Origin of the sequence: Nocardia sp. NPDC056064, assembly GCF_042266925.1 — a bacterium.
In the GTDB taxonomy this organism is placed as follows: domain Bacteria; phylum Actinomycetota; class Actinomycetes; order Mycobacteriales; family Mycobacteriaceae; genus Nocardia.
In genome coordinates this window covers 241,076-257,598 of sequence record NZ_JBHJWO010000002.1, presented here as the reverse complement: position 1 = coordinate 257,598, position 16,523 = coordinate 241,076, and the positions used below count along the sequence as shown (strand labels likewise).

17 protein-coding genes are annotated in these 16,523 nt (G+C 66.5%); 1 reads left to right on the top strand and 16 read right to left on the bottom strand.

The window, feature by feature from the left end; all coding sequences use genetic code 11:
• Positions 1-2: 2 nt before the first annotated feature.
• Entirely contained in the window at positions 3-338 is a 336-nt protein-coding gene (locus tag ACFC06_RS25050) for a hypothetical protein (RefSeq protein ID WP_375936447.1), read from the top strand.
• A 608-nt stretch (positions 339-946) separates the two neighbouring features.
• On the opposite strand, the gene ACFC06_RS25045 is transcribed toward ACFC06_RS25050, so the two are convergent.
• From ACFC06_RS25045 to ACFC06_RS24970, 16 genes are all read right to left on the bottom strand, one after another.
• Positions 947-1,594, bottom strand: coding sequence for a DUF4913 domain-containing protein (locus ACFC06_RS25045; RefSeq protein ID WP_375936444.1), 648 nt, complete (start codon positions 1,592-1,594; stop codon positions 947-949).
• Positions 1,591-3,318 (bottom strand): type IV secretory system conjugative DNA transfer family protein, encoded by a 1,728-nt coding sequence (locus tag ACFC06_RS25040; RefSeq protein ID WP_375936441.1) that lies wholly within the window; start codon positions 3,316-3,318, stop codon positions 1,591-1,593. Before ACFC06_RS25040 ends, ACFC06_RS25045 begins: the two co-directional genes overlap by 4 nt.
• On the bottom strand, positions 3,318-4,055 hold the full coding sequence (locus ACFC06_RS25035; RefSeq protein WP_375936439.1) for a hypothetical protein: 738 nt from the start codon (positions 4,053-4,055) through the stop codon (positions 3,318-3,320). The genes ACFC06_RS25040 and ACFC06_RS25035 overlap by 1 nt, the downstream gene beginning before the upstream one ends.
• A gap of 25 nt (positions 4,056-4,080) precedes the next feature.
• Positions 4,081-5,712, bottom strand: a complete 1,632-nt coding sequence (locus ACFC06_RS25030; RefSeq protein WP_375936436.1) for a hypothetical protein — start codon at positions 5,710-5,712, stop codon at positions 4,081-4,083.
• On the bottom strand, positions 5,709-7,202 hold the full coding sequence (locus tag ACFC06_RS25025) for an SCO6880 family protein (protein ID WP_375936433.1): 1,494 nt from the start codon (positions 7,200-7,202) through the stop codon (positions 5,709-5,711). The genes ACFC06_RS25030 and ACFC06_RS25025 overlap by 4 nt, the downstream gene beginning before the upstream one ends.
• 73 nt (positions 7,203-7,275) lie before the next feature.
• Positions 7,276-8,934, bottom strand: coding sequence for a hypothetical protein (locus tag ACFC06_RS25020; protein WP_375936430.1), 1,659 nt, complete (start codon positions 8,932-8,934; stop codon positions 7,276-7,278).
• The gene (locus ACFC06_RS25015; protein ID WP_375936427.1) at positions 8,931-9,617 is read right to left on the bottom strand and encodes a hypothetical protein; all 687 of its coding nucleotides are present in this window, start codon (positions 9,615-9,617) and stop codon (positions 8,931-8,933) included. The genes ACFC06_RS25020 and ACFC06_RS25015 overlap by 4 nt, the downstream gene beginning before the upstream one ends.
• Positions 9,618-9,631: 14 nt before the next feature.
• Positions 9,632-10,384 carry a hypothetical protein gene (locus ACFC06_RS25010; RefSeq protein WP_375936424.1) on the bottom strand — a complete coding sequence of 251 codons (753 nt, stop codon included), beginning with the start codon at positions 10,382-10,384 and terminating at the stop codon, positions 9,632-9,634.
• A gap of 16 nt (positions 10,385-10,400) precedes the next feature.
• Positions 10,401-10,847: a hypothetical protein gene (locus ACFC06_RS25005; RefSeq protein ID WP_375936421.1), complete on the bottom strand. Its 447-nt coding sequence runs from the start codon at positions 10,845-10,847 to the stop codon at positions 10,401-10,403.
• A complete protein-coding gene (locus tag ACFC06_RS25000; RefSeq protein ID WP_375936418.1) occupies positions 10,844-11,131 on the bottom strand; it encodes a hypothetical protein in 288 nt (95 codons plus the stop codon). Before ACFC06_RS25000 ends, ACFC06_RS25005 begins: the two co-directional genes overlap by 4 nt.
• A 12-nt stretch (positions 11,132-11,143) precedes the next feature.
• On the bottom strand, positions 11,144-11,692 hold the full coding sequence (locus tag ACFC06_RS24995; protein ID WP_375936416.1) for a hypothetical protein: 549 nt from the start codon (positions 11,690-11,692) through the stop codon (positions 11,144-11,146).
• Complete coding sequence (locus ACFC06_RS24990; RefSeq protein ID WP_375936413.1) at positions 11,689-12,300, bottom strand: hypothetical protein; 612 nt, start codon at positions 12,298-12,300, stop codon at positions 11,689-11,691. The genes ACFC06_RS24995 and ACFC06_RS24990 overlap by 4 nt, the downstream gene beginning before the upstream one ends.
• A gap of 20 nt (positions 12,301-12,320) precedes the next feature.
• Positions 12,321-13,394 carry an NlpC/P60 family protein gene (locus ACFC06_RS24985; protein WP_375936410.1) on the bottom strand — a complete coding sequence of 358 codons (1,074 nt, stop codon included), beginning with the start codon at positions 13,392-13,394 and terminating at the stop codon, positions 12,321-12,323.
• 169 nt (positions 13,395-13,563) lie between these two features.
• Positions 13,564-14,862 (bottom strand): cutinase family protein, encoded by a 1,299-nt coding sequence (locus ACFC06_RS24980; protein ID WP_375936407.1) that lies wholly within the window; start codon positions 14,860-14,862, stop codon positions 13,564-13,566.
• A complete protein-coding gene (locus ACFC06_RS24975) occupies positions 14,862-16,265 on the bottom strand; it encodes a hypothetical protein (RefSeq protein ID WP_375936404.1) in 1,404 nt (467 codons plus the stop codon). The genes ACFC06_RS24980 and ACFC06_RS24975 overlap by 1 nt, the downstream gene beginning before the upstream one ends.
• Positions 16,262-16,432 carry a hypothetical protein gene (locus ACFC06_RS24970; protein ID WP_375936401.1) on the bottom strand — a complete coding sequence of 57 codons (171 nt, stop codon included), beginning with the start codon at positions 16,430-16,432 and terminating at the stop codon, positions 16,262-16,264. The genes ACFC06_RS24975 and ACFC06_RS24970 overlap by 4 nt, the downstream gene beginning before the upstream one ends.
• Positions 16,433-16,523: the final 91 nt, after the last annotated feature.

Here is a 16,523-nt window from a genome sequence, read left to right as displayed (position 1 = left end):
GTATGCAACTCGGTGAACTCTGCAGGTATCTGAAAAAGGCTCGCAGGATGTACATACTTGATGACAGGTACGCGTCAGCCGTCTCTTTTATTGCCGGTTTCGACGTGGCGCTGGGTGGTGAACCATTGCGGAGATTCGACAAATTCCTGCTTGACAGGTTTTTTGAGGGCAAGTCCACTTCGTCACTTCATTGGGGCTATATGATTGCGGCGACCGAATTTCCATCAATCCTTGTCGACGGGGGCCCTTCTCTTGACCGGATTCCGACTCAATACAATCAGATTCTTACGGAAAGGATGATCGATCTGCTGTTGGAGTACGCGGCGCAAGGTGATTAAAATCAGAAGTTAATCTCCTTGTGTCTAGCGGTCGACACGGCGGCCGGATTCTAGGCGGCCGCGTTTAGTTGGGCCACGTTAGGGGTGGGAGCGGAAGGGTCGTCGCCACGGCTTTCAAGCAGTGGCGACGACCGTCGCCAGTATTAAATCGGTTGCGGCTAGCATAGCTCCAATTGAGATGTTGAGACTTGAGAGGTTGAGACTTGAGAGGTTGAGACCGAAGGGAAGTGGGGGACTGGACGCTCGCCTCGGTGGTGCCTACCGGCCCGGTATGCCACCCCGACGGATTACCGCGTCAACGTTTCCTGGACGAGGCGGGGAGCATGCCTGATGAGTCCCGAATAGCGGTGTCGCGCATGGTGATCGAGCTCGACGCATCAACGTCAGAGCGGTCACCGTGTGGTCCTTCGAGGAATCCCTCACAACCTACTCTAACGGAACCAATACGATGACCGCTCCTCGTATCCCCACCGCGACAACGGAATCGCCGAGAGGTTTGACACAGGTCGGGATAGAGGCGAAAGTCGGGTCGGTGCCGACCGACCGATTCCAGGACCCTACGGCAACTTGTCAGTAGCCTCGTTCGTATTCGGGGCGAGATCGGGGTTCTATCGCCTGGAAGTCGCTGGGATGATTGGAACGAATTTGGCGTCCGGATCGTGGTTGTCGGGAGTGCAGGCGTAGAATGGTCCGACTGAGTTGGTCAAGGTGTTGAAGAGTGGATAGAAGAAGTCGCGGAAGTATGTGGCCATTGCGGCGCCGGGCTGTACGACGGCTTCGAGCCATGCGCGGCGTAGTGACCACAGCACCGTGACCGCCTCGGGGTGTTCGTACCATTGTGAGCACCAGCAGATCGCACCGTTGGCGGTGCTCGTCGCGGAGCGCGGCAACTTGCGTTGTGCCCATTCACCGACATTGCCGATCACCCAGTCCAGCAGCACCTCCATGTCGATCTGGTCTACGCCCGCGTCAGCGGGGGCGATCACTGCGGCTGCCGTCGGTCCGGGTGTGCTCGGTGGTGCGTCGGTGGCTGCGGGAGGTCCGGTGTTCTCGGCCATCCGGTCGGCAAGGACCCCGAGCGCTGTTTCGAACTGGTCGAGCCCCTGGGCGGAGCGGGCCGCCGTGGCGTCGACCCGCTCGACTTTCATAGACAGCAAACGGTTCTGGTTGCGCATCTCGACGAGCGCTTCGCTCAGCGTCGCCAGGCGTTCACGCAGTTCGGCGACGGCGGAGTCCGAGGACTCGGCGGTGCTCACGCCGCGCTCGCTTCCGCATTGTTGTCGAGCCGACGCCGCAGTGCCTTCGCGACCGGATTGGCCGGGCCCAGATGCTCGATCGCGGCCTTCTGCACTTCCCGGGTGGCTTCGTCGCGGACGCGTTCGATGTCATCCTTGTCGGATTCGGTGTACCAGGGGATGAGGTCGATCAGCACCGGCTTGGAGGATTGGCGGATCAGCAACGCGTTGTGTTTTCGCATCGCGGCGATGTCTTCGACGGGCATGATGGGTTCGAGTGAGCCGCGGTCGTTGGAGGTGGTGACACCGCCGGGGCCCTGGGAGCGGCGGCGCTCGCGGGGTTTGTACTGGCCGACCAGTCCGGAGATCTTGCGCAGGAACGGCTCGTCTTGGAGTCCGGCGCCGAGCAGACGCACCGTCGACGCACCCCACAATGCGGCTGCTTCGTCGGCGCCCCAGGTGGAGATGATCTGCGCTTCGGACTGGAAGATGGCGGTTACGCACATCGACTTCGACCCCAAATGCGAGGCCAACTTCGGCAGCCGTTTGATCTTGCAGATGTTGGCGCATTCGTCGAGGACGAGGGTCAGTGGAGGATCGACCCGTCCGCCGTGGGCGGAGGCCGCGAGGTCGCCGAGTTCGAAGATCTTGGCGACCATCGCCGCGATCACCGCGCCTGCGCTGCTCGATCCTCCTTCCTGGGTCATCAGGTACAGCGTCGGAGCCCGGCCATCCCCGTAGGCGAACACGGTCCACAGGTCGAGTTCGGCGATCTTCACCGTGGTCGGCTGTTCCCAGGTGGCCGGTGGGGTGATCCAACGCAGGGTTTCCTCGTCCTGGACCGAGGCCAGCGCGGTCTGAGCTTCACCGAAGACACCGCCTCGCGTCTCGGGTGGCAGATCCAGAACTGCGGCGAAGGCGTTGCCCGCGCGGCGATTTCCGTGCTGGTGCAGGATGTCGATCGGCTTGTCGGAGTAGGTGTCGATCCAGTCGAGGACATCGCGCATGGTGCGCCCGCTCAGTGCGGCGGCCAGCAGCGCCCAGGCGAGCAGGTTCTTTCCTGTGGGCGCGAAGAACGGGTCTTCGCTCTGCGCGGAGCCTCCGGCGCGGTTCTCCTCGATGAAGTGCTCGGCGATCATCTTGGCTTCACGCAGTGTCGTGATGCCGGAAAGGATGTTCCACCACCAGGTTTGGGCGGCATAGGCGATCCGGCCGGGGTCGAAGACGTAGACCGGTCCGACGGCCTCGCGCAGGGCTGCGGTGAGAATCCACAGATCGGGTTTGTTCGAGGTGGCGATCACCGCGCCGGGCGCGGACAGGATGCGCGGGACCGCAACGGCACTGGTTTTGTTGCTGCGCGGGCCCATCAACACGATGGTGAAGTCCTCCCAGGAGGCGTAGATCGCCTTGCCCAGCAGCCGACCGATCAGCGGGGCCAGCTCCCGCATCGAAACGCCCTTGGCGGACTCGATGGAGGCACGCAGACCCGCGCCCCTCTGGGCGGCCTGCTTGACGAGCATGTCCGAAATCTGGCGCTTGTCACGCAGCAGCCTGTCCGGCGTCTCACGCGGCCACGCCCTGCGCACCGCCCACCCCAACACGCTCAACACCAGGACCAGCACCGCCGTGACCAAGCCGATCACCAGCCACGACGTGCCTTGTTGGTGGATTCGGGAGACGCCGTAGCCGATTCCGGCCACAGCGAACGCCGCGATCCACACCCATGCCAGCGCGGAATCTTGCATCACGCACCCCTTCCCGGGGTGCCGACGTTCACTACCTGCATCGACATGCCAGCGTCTTGGGCTGCCAGCAGGAGCTCGGCCCGCAGTGCGGCGGCCACGCCCGCGCTGCGGGTGCCGGGCACTTCGACGACGAAGATCTCCCGGTGGGCGGTGAGCGCCCGCGATCCCAAGAGCGGCACGTGGTCGATGATCGATCCTGCGTGGGCGTGCGGGCTCAAGGCGGCCAGGATCGGGCCGTAGTCCAGGGGCAGCATCGCTTGACGGACCACGGCCCAGATCGCGGCGCGCTCTCCGGCCGGTGCCTCGCCGAAGGTATCCAGGTCCGCGGTCGGGTCGTCTTCCCCGGCGGAATCCAGCAGGCGATAGGGTTCGTCCAGGTCACCGGTGTGTATCCAGTCGAGAACGTCGCTGAGGGTGCGTCTTCCGCGCGCGGCGGCCAGCAGCAGGTTCGCGGTCAGCAGCGACGCCTCGGGAACGAAGTACAGCGCGCCTTCGTCTCGGATCACCGAGAACAGTGCTTCGGCGATCCGGTCGGCGTCGGTGGCGTCGGTGATGCCCGACAGCAGGTCCCATCGGAAGGTGGTTGCCGGGCCGCGCATTTCGGGGTTCCACACCAGCGCGCGTCCCCACCAGCGGTGCGGCAGTGTCGCCACATGGTCGGTCACCGTGACGACCATGGCGGTGGTCGCGGCGCCGGGATCGTGGTTCCAGTCCGGTGCGGAGATGACTTCCCGCATCACGATCCTTTCCCGAGTCGGTCGCTCATGCTGCACGGCTGCTCCGTCCGGAGACGGTGCCGTTGAGTCCTGCGAAGGCACCGTCGGTGTTGTAGAGGTCGAGTTCCTCTGGTGTCAGGTCGACGTTCACCGGCAGCCCCATGCGCGCGCCGGATTTGATGAGGTACTTTCCTCGGCCGGGATGGCGCTGACCGGGCACCCACGTCGGTGGTGCGGACCAGCGCGTGACCAGGTCCTTCTCACCGGAGGTGAACGGTGAAATTTCGTGTAGCCGTGCCATTTCGGCGTGGTCGAGGCCACCGATGACCTTGATGTCGTTGCGGGCGATCATGCCCTTGGCCTTGGCACGGTCGGACGCGGTCGGTAGCGCCTCGAGGTCGGTGATGGTGTGCGTCGACTGGGCAGAGACCACCCCGCGTCGGCGGTTGAGTCGGGTCATCCGGTCGGACTTCTCAACCAATCCGGGGGCCGCGCGCAACGCGCGCCACAATTCGTCTTGAGGCTGAAACACGTTGCGCCGGATTCCGGCGGCCTGCTTGCCCTCGATCAGGCCCGCCGACCACGCCCACGCGCACATCATCGCCGCGGCCACCACATCGTCGCCGTCGTCCTCCACGGCGCCCAGCGACAGCGAGATCGCGGGCAGATCGGCGTCGAGGGAGAAGCTCGACGGCCGATCGAACATGCCCTTGATCGGGCCCTCGCACAACAGGACCAGGGTGTTGCGCAGCTCGCGAACCTCGCGCCGATATTCGTGTTCGTCGCGGGCAGCCACCACGCGCAGCAGCGGTTCGGCGGCGGAGTCGAGGATCTGAACAAGCTCGGGGATCGTCGGGTCGGGCCGGCCGTGGCGTTGGTTGGCAGCGTCGGCCTGGTCGACGGTCATGGCCAGCAACAGCCGCTCGGTGGCGGTGAGGTCCTGCCCGCCGACGATGGTGATCAGCGATTCCAGCAGGTCGAGCCGCCTGCCGCGAGCCTGGGAGACCAGTTGGTCGCGTTGGGTACCGACGGCCGCGTCGATCGCGCCGCGCAGTGGTCCGAGGTCGAGGGGGTTGAGGCTGTGTAGGCCGCGACCGATGCGAAACACCTTGCCGTCCAATGCCTCAACCAGCGCGGTGTATTCGTCTTTGATGTCGCCAGGGATCACCGCGGCGAATCCGAACGCGACGAGTCCGACGAGCAGCCGCTTGATCGCGGTGGACTTTCCGATGCCGGGCTGTCCTTGGACCCACAGGCCGGTGTTGGTGACCAATCCGTCGACGAGCCATTGCGAGGGGTCGAGTCCGATGGGTTCGGCGGTGTGCAAGTGGCGACCGAACGGGACGCCTCGTACCCTGGCGCCGCTGGCAGCTGGGAAGGGGTACAAGCCCTGGACCTGACTGGTGGTGCCCGCGAACAGGCGTCCCGCGTCGACGTTGTGGGCGTACCCGCCGAAGGGGCGGTTTTCGCCGCGCGCGTCGGGAATCGGCGGCAGGGATGCGAAGGGGGCGAACGGATTGAACGGTTCCTGGCCGGGTTCGTCAGGATCGTGCGGTTCCTGCTTGCGGTAGGCCGGGACCACTCCCAGCTTCGCCAACCAACGCTCGGCCAAACCCGCATGCGCTGCCGCCTGATGCAGCCGCGCGTCGGCTTCGGTCAGGTTGTTGGTGCCGGTCATGCCAGCCACCTCTGCGCGGCGCTGCGCGAGAGTCCTGCACTCGGCTCGATGCCGTAGCCGAGCGAGGACGCGAACGCGGCGGCCTGTGCACCGCGAACGCGCCGGAACCGCAGTTTGGTGCCGCTGATGCGGTCCTCGACATCGGCGCAGGCAGCGGCCAGCGTTTCCTCGCTGCGCACCGTGGTCGTGACAAGCATTGTGAATCGTCCGAGGCCCGCGCCCATCGACTCCTCCTGCGCGGCTCTACGCGCGCGCACTCGGTCGTCGTATTCACGCTGGGTCTCGTCCTTCTTGGTCTTGGTGTTCCAGACCTGGCGGAGTTTGCCGCCCTGGATCTCGCGCTCGACGATGTCGGCTGCGGCGGCGGCGCTGTATGGCCGGTAGACCATCGAGAACCGTCGGTAGTACCGTCCTGGGCTGACCAGTTTGAGCAGGATGTCGTGGCGCACAACGCTGGTCGGCGGCTTCTTGAACACCCAGGTGACCGAATAGCCGGAGTCGTGGTAATAGACCTCCTTGGTGCTCTCAGTGCGCAGAGCGCTCGCGTCGGCCCAGGTCAGTTCGTCGTCGCTGTCGGCGGTGTCGGAGACCGAGATTCGGACGGCGGGGTCGAACGCAGCGCGGATGTTGTGGATCACCGATGCGGTGGACGCGCGGTCGGTCACGGTCGCCCCGGCTGCGGCGAGCGCGGATTCGATGCGGGGCAGCCACCGCACCACTTCCGCCGCACCCTCGGACAGGGTGGCCGGTTGCGGCGATGCCTTGGACAGATCGAAGTTCACCGTGACCCGCATCTGAATATCAGCGGTAGTCGAACGTGACTGGTCGACAGCCTTTCTCATGATCGTCTTGGCGAGCACGGGTGCAGTCTTGCCATCGCGCTCCATCCGACCCAAGGTGTACGCGCGCTGGTCGACACCGCCGGTCGGGCTGGACTCGCAGGTGAAAACGACCGAGGAGATGATCGGGGTGAACCCGAGATCGGCCAGCCAGCTGCCGTAGTTGCGGACCCAGGCGTTGGTGTCGGCACTGTCGGCCAAGGTGATGCCGACCGGGGACACCTTCAGTACCGCCGACAGGATGCCGGTGCGCCTGTTCCAGATCAGGCACTGCGTGCCGCCGCGACCGTCTTCGACGGTCAACGGCATCAGCGGGGCCAGCACGCCAGGGAGGTTCTCTCCGCGCGGGACTTCTTCGAGGACGTCGGCGGCGTAGGCGTCGCTGTTGTGCCGGTTACCCCACCACGCTCGGAAGTTCCAGGTCAGGTGTTCGACGACGGTGCGTTGCGAGTCGCCCACCGGCACGATGGTCAACGCCAGCACGGGGATGGCGACGACCAGCCCGAGGAAGGCCAGGAACAGGTCGATGAAGGTGGTGAAGGCCAGGCCCACCACGGTGGCCCCGATGATGGCTGTGCCGCTGGTGCCGAGACGGCCCAGGCCAAAGCCCTTGACCTCGCGGAATCCGCCGTAGCCGGGTGTGTCGTTCATTGCGTGTCCCTACCGTGTGCCGCCTGGTGTGCGGTGTTTTGATGTGTCCTGATCGAGAGAGATGTGCGGGTGCTCATGGCCGCTGTGGTCCGAGGTCGTCACCGGTCATCTCCGAGCCGATGTCGTCGGCGGCTTCGGCGGCCGAACTCGCCGCTGAGAGCCCTGCTTGGACCGCCATGGAGACCCCGCCGGTGGCCGCCGCGCCCACCGCACCGGTCGCTGCGGCCGATCCGCCGCCGGCTGCCGCGGTGCCGCCAGCCTCGGTGGCACCGGCCAGATCGATGCCGCCGCTGTCGCTGGGGGTGGCGGGTGTGCCGGAGGCGTCGGGATTCTCGGGCTGCGAGCCTGGTCCGGCTTCGAGTTCGAGCCCGGAGCCACCGGTGCCGAGGGCTTTCGGGGAGGACCCGGATTCCAGCTGCGCCTGTCCACCACCAGACGGCAGTGCGGCCGTGCCCCCATTGCCCGGTGACGGGTCGGTCTCGCCTCCACCGGGGCCGGATGCGGACATGAAGCTGGCGAATCCACCTCCGCCAGCCGACGAACCCGACCCGCTGGTACTGCCCATCGCCGCGGCAGCACCGAGCGCCCCGCCGGCGAGACCACCGACCGCGAGGCCGAGCGCGCCAGAGCCTCCGCTGACACTCATGCCCATGAAGTCGAAGAACTTCAGCAGCGCGGGCAGCGCGATCACCGCGAGCGCGACCACCATAAGGCCGGTGACCAAGGTGGTCAGGGACTGTTCTTCGCCGATGAGCGCGAAGCCCAACGAATAGATATAGGCAGCCATCGGCTTGTAGAGGATCAGCGCCACGCAGGTCGCGGCGATGCGGGGGAACCAATTCCTCCCCCAGGTGGTGAGCTGTCCAGCCGCCGCGAAGAGAATCAGGTTGTACAAGACGACGATCCCGGCCTGGCGGATGAAGCCCATCACCCACTGGATCGCGCCGAGCAGGAACGCGATGATGCCCAGCAGCAGCACCCCGCCCGGATTGCCGATCGTGGAGGTGCCCAGCATGGTTTGGACTCGCTGGCCGAACTGGTTGGCGTCGGTGTCGATCATCTGGTGGGCGAAGTCGTCTCCGGCGTGGATCGCGCCGGAGAGCACGATCAGTGCCATGGAGGAGATGACGATGTATTTGACTCCGCCGAGCAGGATCTGCGCGCCCGGCTCGGTGCGGCGGGTCACCATCATCACCATGGAGCCGGTGAGGATTCCGGCCATCATGATGAAGAAGACAACCTTCTGGACCGGCGCCTTGTCCGCCATGACGCCCGCGTAGGACAGGCTGATCGAGTCGGTGCCGATCCACCAGGTCATCGACTCGACCAGCAGGTCACCGCTGAATTTGCCGATGGATTCGGCGGCCTTGCCGAAGGCCGAGTCCACCGCCTTGCCGATCGTGTTGTCGGCGACTCTGCCCGGGTTCAGGTCGATCGTGGTTTGCGTTGCGTTGTTGTTGATTTGAGCGCGGAACGCGGTGTCGTCGTTCGGGTAGAGGTAACCAGTGTCGGACTTGTCCCCGCACCCAGGGAACTGGGGATGCTGCGAGCACCAGATCACGCCGTCGCTGTCGCGCCAGCTCTTCTGCTCGGCGCTGAGTTCGGAGAGTTTCTGTGGCATGTCCGGTGGCGGCGGCTCGGCCGAGACCAGTGCCACCGGGCCCACCAACAGGGCAAACAGCATTCCCACGAGCGCTAGAGGCCGCAGGATCGACCAGGTGTTCGCGCTCATCGCCCTGCCCTGTCCTGGAACATCGTGAACCCGGTCAGGCCCGTCGAATTCGGCAAGTCGGGGAGGCCGGAATCGACTTGGTAGTCCCAGTCGTTGCCGTCCCAGAGCGCGGCGCGTCGCACGAAGTCGAAGCCGCCCTTGACCGACGGGACCGCGAAGTAGATCCGCGCGAACATCGGTGTGTAGGTGGCGAATCGGAAGGCGACCGGCTGGCGGAAGGCCGCTTCGAACTCGTCGGCGGTCAGGTTGCGGGTCTGGGTGACCGCGTTGCGGACCTGCTGCTGCTGGCCGAGATCGGCGCGCACTTGGGTACCGAGCAGCTGCTCGTAGCGGGCGTCGGTCAGAACCCGTGTGGCGATCTGCCACGCTGCGACGAGTGCGCCTTGGGGGGTGTGGGTGTAGCCGTGCGCGCGCGGACCATCGACCTGGGCGGGCCCGTCTTCGCTGAACGGCAAGCGGATGCCGTTGATCAACTTCCATTCCAGCTCGCGCGGTGGTTCCGTGGTGGTGAGTACGTCAGGCGCTGGCGGTGTCGCGACATCGCGTGGTTGGTCGCGTATCACGACGACCGCGACGATGGAGGCGACTGCGACCACTACGGTGGTTACGGCCAGCGGAAACCAGCGCGGCGGGCGTGGGCCACGGAGTGCGGGGTCTTCGGCAAATTCTCGGGTGGTGAACATCAGGGTCTTCCTTGCTACAGCGGGGTGAATCCGGTCAGGTCTGCCGTGTCCGGCAGCGCCGGGGCGTTCAGCTCGCTGCTGTAGCGCCAATCGCCGTCGCGCCACACCACCGCTTGACGGGTGATCCGGTAGGGGCCGGAGGCGCGGGGGTAGGCGTAGTAGATGGTCGCGGCGTCGCCGGTGTAGTCGCCGATCTTGAATCCGGCGGGCGCCACGGTGCTGGCCTGCACGGCGGCCGGGTCCAGCCGAGGCTGGCTGAGACGGGCGGTGAGGATCTGGTGACGGTCGGCGGGCGAGATCGCGGTCTGGATGTCGAGGACGCGGGCGAAATCGGGGGAGTAGAGCAGTCGCATGCCGATCTGGAGTGCCGCGACGGTCGCGCCTTGTGGGGTGTGGGTGTAGCCGGTCGCGACCGCCCCATCGATGCGGGAGGGCCCATCCGACCCGGTGAACGGCAGGGGAACGCCGTCGACGCGTTGCCAAGACAGCCCCCGGGGCGCGGCGGTCAGCCAGTCCGAGTCGGCGGGGGAGCGGGTGAGCGGGATCTGGGGGACCAGCGAACCCTTCGCGGCGGTTGTCGCCACGGTCGTCGCGGCGATTGCGTTTGCCTCGCCTGGTGCATCGGTGTCGCCGTGGAAGCCCACGCCGACAAGGGCGAGCGCGCCGACCACGGCGAGGGCCGCCGCGCTGACCGACCCGATCAGGTACGCGCGGCGCGCTTTCGCCAAGCCAGCGGTGTCGCGGAACTCGGAAGTCGTCAATGACATTGGTGTTCAATCTCTTTCATAGAAATGCGTTGATGACGGTGTAGGCCGACCCGGACAGCACGGTGGCGACGAGCACGACCGGCAGCGAGTGCAGGGCCTTCTTGGCTTGCTCGGAGCGCCCACGAATCCCCACCATCAGAACCGCGGCGGTGATCAGCACGCCGCCGACCGCGCAGGCGAGAGCGAGGGTGAGCATCCAGCCGAGCGAGTCGGAGATGAAGGAATCCAGGTCCTCGGGAGCCTCGGCAGGATCACCGCCGAATCGGTCCCATTGCACGCCGCCGGTGGCGGGATCGCGGATGGGAATTTGCTCACCGGCGCCGCCACCACCCGGACTCTGGGGACTGAGCTGCTGACTGGTCGGCGGGGCCGGGGTGGTCGTCGGCGGCTGAGCGTGGACGACTCCGGCACCCACAGTGGTCAGGGTCGCGGTGAGCACGAACGCCCAGAGCGCCCGTTTCACCGAAAAGCCTCGATGATCCCGCCCGCGCCGCCGGTGATGACGATGCCGAGGATGACCATCGGCAGGTGTCCGAGAGCGTTCTTGGCCGTGTCGCTGCGACCGCGCAGGCCGACGAACAGCATTCCGGCCACTGCGAGCAATCCGGCGAAAGCCAGTGCGTAGCAGATGGATTTGGCGTAGCCGAGGGTGTCGTTGACCCGGTTACCCAGATCGCCGGGCAGTTCTTTGGCGGGTGGGTTGGGGACCTGTGCGAGCCAGTCGGCGGCCAAAAGCAGTGTGGACATGGGCTTTTCCTTCTAGTTATCGGTCAGGACACGCGCGTGAAGCGCGGGTTCGTGCTTGTCGGCGGGCTCCGGATCGGAAATGTCTTCGGCGGTGGAGGTTTCGCGTTCGAGGGCGGTGACGACTGCGTGATCCAGCTCGTCGCAGAACTCACGTGCGACTTCGGCCCACCGATGGGTCTTTCGCTCGGTGGCGAAGACACTGGTGGCCAGCAGGTCCCAGGGGTTGTCACTGGCGGCCAGCGGCGAGAGCCAACCGAGCCGCAGCACCGGGGTGTCGAGATTGGCGGCGGCCATCTTCAGGCGGCGCCGCACCACCGAGGGCCAGCGCCCTTCGCTGTCGGCGACGACGACCAGGACCGGGCGCACGGGCATCTGCTGGGCGGTGGCGATGGCCCAGCTCACCGCGACGGCCCTCGCGCGGGTCACCAGCACATCGACGGCCTGGGTGCCGTTGGCTTCGACGACGCCGACGTCGATGCCGTCGAGCAGGTGAGCCACCGTGGTGGTGCCGACTCCACCGGCGATGCCGCCGATCACCGGGCGCCGCGCTTGCGCGCTCATCGCGCGCTCACCTGGGACACGCGCCAGCCGGCGCCGACCTTGACCAGCGCGAGCCCGACCACCAAGTGACGCTCCGGCAGGGGCCCGTTCGCCGTGTTGACTGTCTGGGTGACCTCGAGTAGTCGCGTCGCGGAATTCGCGGTGTCGGTAGGCGCGCCGACCTCCGCGCCGGGGCGCACGCCATCAGCGGGCACGCTCAGTACCGCCGACCGTGAGGTCAGGTCGAGCCAGTCCGCTCCCGGGCCCGAAATCGGTGGATAGTCGCGCAGCAGCTGTGTGAGCCGGGGTTCGAGCAACGGGGTTGCGCGCAGCTTGGCGTCGTGCGGAGACAGATCGCGGGTGGTGTCCCACCCGTACCAGGTCCGCGCCACGGCGACCGCGACCGCATCGACGTCGGTGTCTTCGACCGGGCCGACCTCGATGGGAAGTGCGGTCGGAACCGCCAGCGGTGTCGAGGCCGGTGTCGCCGGAACTCGCGAGGTGGTTTCGGTCGAGGTCGTGACCGATGTCGTCGGTGTCGGGCTGGTTGTCGGCGCGTGGTGGTCGGCCTGGCCCGTGGAGCATGCCGCCACCGCCAGCGCCGCCCCGGCCAATGCGACCGCCTGCATCGTCCAAGTAGTTTTCGGCATCATTGTTTTTGGATTCCTGCTCCGAATCGCCTGATTTCGATTCCTGGCCCCAAATTCGATAAGGGGGAGATTTTCACCTGATCGCCTGATTGGGGCGCTTCGACCATTTGTCCGTCGCCGAGTGCGATGGCAACATGTTGCGGATTTCCGCCGCTAGGAAAAACGATGTCCCCCGGCTGGATATCGTCCTCGTCTACAGGGTGACCGCGTGTGTCATTGAGGATGGAGGTGGTGTAGTGGGGAAGTTGAATAGATTTGCCGCTCGCCTGCCCCACGGCATAAAGGGCAAGTCCTGAGCAGTCGAAGCCGACTTTCGTGTAGTCGCCGAAGGAATCGGCGACACCGCCGTCCCGAATTCCCTGTGACGGCCCGTCTAGAGTGCCGCCGCCCCACGCATACGGCGTGCCCAGCCAGCACAATGCCGCCGCGGCCACATTCGTGCCGAAGGCCGCGCCGGGGCGGAACTGGCTGCAATCGGTGAGTTCGACGGTGCCGAGCTGGGTGTATTTCGCGAGCTTGGCTTTGACCCCAGGCGCGTACCCCTCTGTTTCCCCATTGACGATCTGGGGCCCGCCAGCGGCTAGGACGCAGCCGTATCCGCAGTTGTAGGCGGCGAGCACGATGTCGATCAGGTCGCCCTTGATCCGTCCGCTGGCCAGGTCCTGCTTGGCCTGCGTGACGGTGTCGCAGTCGAATTTCGCCTGCGCCATGATCGCGTCGGCCGGGTCGAAGGGAGAGATCACGCCGTTGCCGTCGGCGTCGACGCCGTAGGACGGCCAGGTGTAGGGCATGAACTGCGACAGGCCCTGGGCGCCGGCCGGGGAGACCGCGTTGGGGTTCCACCCCGACTCCTGCTCGATCTGGGCGGCGATGAGCGGGGCCGAGATCTCCTCGCACAGAGTGCCCGCCCGGATGACCCAGGCTTCGAATTCGGGCGGAACCGTGCCTGTCGCGAGTTTCCCTTGAGCGAAACTCGGATTGTCGCGGTCGCCGTCGATGAAGATCGCGACAATCAACACCGGAACCATGACGAGCGCCATCGAGAGCGCTACCAATTTCGACGCTGATTTCATCGCGATAACACCTCCTTGGGCGTGTTTCGTGAAACCCCGGTATTCACTGGGAATGCGGCGCGGGGGTATTTATTCGGGATCGGGTGCGCGGGAATTGCGGTCGCTACGTTCTTTCGCTTACGCCCGGCGCTCTGATGCCCCGGGCGTAAGCGGAAAGAAGGTCACCGACTCAGAGACCGGCCTGAATCTTCGCGGTCAGCCATTTCACGATCCATTGCGCGGCGGTGTCGCCGCTGTCATTGACCGTGTAGTTGGTCGCGTAGGACCGGTGCGCGTCCAGTAGGAGATAGGACACGGCCTGTGATGCCTGCTGAACGAGTTCGTCGGGTTTGGTCAGGCTGACCAGCGCATCGAACTCGGGCATATTGATGACCTGGGCGACGTCATCGAGCATTGTCGAGGAGAACACCATCTCCGCCAGGGTCAGCGGCAGCGAGTACGGTGAAGTCGCCGCGACCACACCGAGTTTCGTCAGCTCGGTGATTAACGAGCTGGCGGCCTTCGCGATGACCTCTGGATCGGCCTCGGCGACGTTCTTGACCAGCTCCAGCCCGCGACCGATCGCATAGTTCGGCAGATCCTCGGGCGTGATGTTGAGCAAAGGGACCACCGCGGCGACGACCTTGGACTTACCCGAGAGCGAGCAAATCGTGTCGTTGGGTGCGCACATCGTGGTCACCCGCTCGGCGAGCACACCCATCCCGCCGTCGCGCTGACCGAGCACACCCTCACCGCCCGGATCGGCACCGACCAACGTTTCGGCCACCGACGACGACTTCGTGTTCACCGAGTTCGTCGGTGGAGAGCCATCAGAGGTGGACGAGACAGTCGACGCCGAACGTTTCGGGTCCGACAACAACCCACCGGCCAGAATGCGCGAGGGGTCGACCACGCCCCGGCGGTTGCCGACCTCGGACAGGAAGTCGCCCGCGATCAGCGCACCCTGGCTGTATCCCAAGATGACGAACTTCGACAACGGGCACGCTTGCGCCAGCTCCGTGGCCCGCGCTTCGAGTGCGGACTTGCCGTTGGCCCGAGACTGACGGAGTGTCAACGGATTTCCCGTCGCGATACCAGCAATCGGACCGCCCACCTGCGCCACATACGGCACCTGTTCAGCGCGCACGGACGTCGTGTTGGGCCTCGGTGCGCTCGCCGCGGTGCTCCGGGCCGACGAGGACCCGGCCGCCGGCTTCGGCACCGTCTCCGCCGCAGCGGGCACGGTGGTGCCCAGGGCCGCCAGGAGCGGCCCGGTGATCTGGCCGAGCATGCCCGGTACGACGTTGCGGTCGGCGTCGGCACTGGTCTCCCAGGTGCCGGGAACCGCCAACGTGATCACATCTGCGCAGTCGGACGCTGTTGGTGCCGGCTCGGGGTCGGCCCAGGCGGGCACCGCGGCAGCCGATGTCAGTACCGCCGCCAGCGCCACTGTGCACGCGGATCGCCGCCCGATCGTCGCGGCCGACATCACCCCACCAGTCCCTGCACAGCGGTGAGCGCACCGTTGGCCGCCTCGGTCAGCGGACCGAGCTGGTCGGACTCGAACAGAGGCTGCTCGCCGATCGTCGAGGTGACCGCGTCGACGACGTCCGAGGTTCCCGGTGTCGAACGGGCAGCGGCGAGGACATCAGAGGTCACCTCCGCGAACGCGGCATCGACCGGCGCGGCCATCGGCTCGTTCTGCCACGCCCGCACGCCACTGTCGAGCGCGGAGGCGACCGTGTGAACAGCGTCGACTCCGCCGGGTTGGGCCTGGACCCAATCCACGGCCGCCTCGCTCGCGGAGCGTGCGGCATCGGTGCCCGCGCGCAGCTGATCGTGCAGCGACGGGTCGGGCGCACCGGGACCGGGGACTTCTTCCGGTGGAGCGACGAAGTCTGAGCCGTCGCCCGCCGTCGCGACTCCGCCGACCAGAGCGCCGACTGCCCCGCCAGCCACACCACCGGCAACTGCGGCGGGGACGCCGAGAGCCGCAGCGCCGACCGCTGCGCCGGTCGCCGCGCCTAGCGCGGTTCCCGCCACTGCGGAGGGGACGACACCGACGATGGGCAGCGGGACCAGCGTGCCTGCCGCAGCACCGGCCGCACCGCCGATCGCGGCTCCTACGACACCACCGCCGACCGCTCCGATCGCCGCAGCGGGAACTCCCAGGGTGATTGCGCCGATGCCGAGTCCGCTCGCACCGCCCAGGACCATCGCGGTTGACATGATGTCGGCGCGGGAGGCGCTAATACCCGCCGATTGAAGGGCGGCGTTGGTGTCGCGCTGGGCCAGGGCCACGTGGCCGTTGACCTTCCACGCCACATCGGCGGGCACCCAGTCCGGCCGGTCGATGGTCATATCACCGAGCCCGAGCTTCTCCGGGGCAGGAGGAGTGATCACCTTCGGCGGCTGGACCGGGATCGGCGTGGGCTCCACCACGACCGGCAGGTCCGATTCTGGCGCGGACTGGTGTCGCTGCGGGCTCGACTGCTGCTGAGGCAGCGCAGTGCCAGTTCCCTGATCGGTGGACGGTCGCGGGTCGCGATACTGACTCGGATCGCTCGGCAGTGCGGGCGCGGGAATAACCCTGCCCAACGGGGACTGCTCGGCAGGCGGCGCAACCGGGGCGGCCGGTCGGGTCTCGAAACCCGGTTGCGTTGTTGCAGGACCAGCAAGGCCGGGCTGCTGAGTCGGCGCGGCTTGGGCCAACGCCGAGTTCGCGGCCAGGACAATCGTCGCTGCTACCGCCGAGGTCATCGCGACCCGCACCAGACCGGTGCCCGATCCGAGCATTCCCGCCATCCGGGCGTACTTCCCCCCGTGCGCGACGGCGCATTCGCAGATCGGTGCAGTGCGGTCGGCTTCGCGTCCGACGTTGTTCGCGGTCATGCGGCGGCCCGCCCGTCCACGCTCGACAGCACGCGCGGGGAAGGCTTGCCCACGATGCTCGCGGACGCGCCGACTCGGCGGGCCGCAGTCACGAACTCCTCGACCTCAACGGCGGGCAAATCGTAGAAGAATCGTGCGCCGCCGGGAAATTCCACGTGCACGGTCATTGTCGGAATTGTGGACATGTTGATGCTCCATTCAAAATGGCAAGTGGGCACAGCGATGCCAGGTATGGATGTGTGCTGAATTGAGTGCGCA

Excerpts from the sequence above, each read along its gene's own strand:
- ACFC06_RS25030 (WP_375936436.1), bottom strand. The coding sequence starts at position 5,712 with ATGACCGGCACCAACAACCTGACCGAAGCCGACGCGCGGCTGCATCAG.
- ACFC06_RS25035 (WP_375936439.1), bottom strand. The coding sequence starts at position 4,055 with ATGCGGGAAGTCATCTCCGCACCGGACTGGAACCACGATCCCGGCGCC.
- ACFC06_RS25050 (WP_375936447.1), top strand. The coding sequence starts at position 3 with ATGCAACTCGGTGAACTCTGCAGGTATCTGAAAAAGGCTCGCAGGATG.
- ACFC06_RS24980 (WP_375936407.1), bottom strand. The coding sequence starts at position 14,862 with ATGTCGGCCGCGACGATCGGGCGGCGATCCGCGTGCACAGTGGCGCTG.
- ACFC06_RS25000 (WP_375936418.1), bottom strand. The coding sequence starts at position 11,131 with ATGTCCACACTGCTTTTGGCCGCCGACTGGCTCGCACAGGTCCCCAAC.
- ACFC06_RS24995 (WP_375936416.1), bottom strand. The coding sequence starts at position 11,692 with ATGAGCGCGCAAGCGCGGCGCCCGGTGATCGGCGGCATCGCCGGTGGA.
- ACFC06_RS25025 (WP_375936433.1), bottom strand. The coding sequence starts at position 7,202 with ATGAACGACACACCCGGCTACGGCGGATTCCGCGAGGTCAAGGGCTTT.
- ACFC06_RS25015 (WP_375936427.1), bottom strand. The coding sequence starts at position 9,617 with ATGTTCACCACCCGAGAATTTGCCGAAGACCCCGCACTCCGTGGCCCA.
- ACFC06_RS24990 (WP_375936413.1), bottom strand. The coding sequence starts at position 12,300 with ATGCAGGCGGTCGCATTGGCCGGGGCGGCGCTGGCGGTGGCGGCATGC.
- ACFC06_RS24985 (WP_375936410.1), bottom strand. The coding sequence starts at position 13,394 with ATGAAATCAGCGTCGAAATTGGTAGCGCTCTCGATGGCGCTCGTCATG.
- ACFC06_RS25020 (WP_375936430.1), bottom strand. The coding sequence starts at position 8,934 with ATGAGCGCGAACACCTGGTCGATCCTGCGGCCTCTAGCGCTCGTGGGA.
- ACFC06_RS24970 (WP_375936401.1), bottom strand. The coding sequence starts at position 16,432 with ATGACCGTGCACGTGGAATTTCCCGGCGGCGCACGATTCTTCTACGAT.
- ACFC06_RS25010 (WP_375936424.1), bottom strand. The coding sequence starts at position 10,384 with ATGTCATTGACGACTTCCGAGTTCCGCGACACCGCTGGCTTGGCGAAA.
- ACFC06_RS24975 (WP_375936404.1), bottom strand. The coding sequence starts at position 16,265 with ATGACCGCGAACAACGTCGGACGCGAAGCCGACCGCACTGCACCGATC.
- ACFC06_RS25040 (WP_375936441.1), bottom strand. The coding sequence starts at position 3,318 with ATGCAAGATTCCGCGCTGGCATGGGTGTGGATCGCGGCGTTCGCTGTG.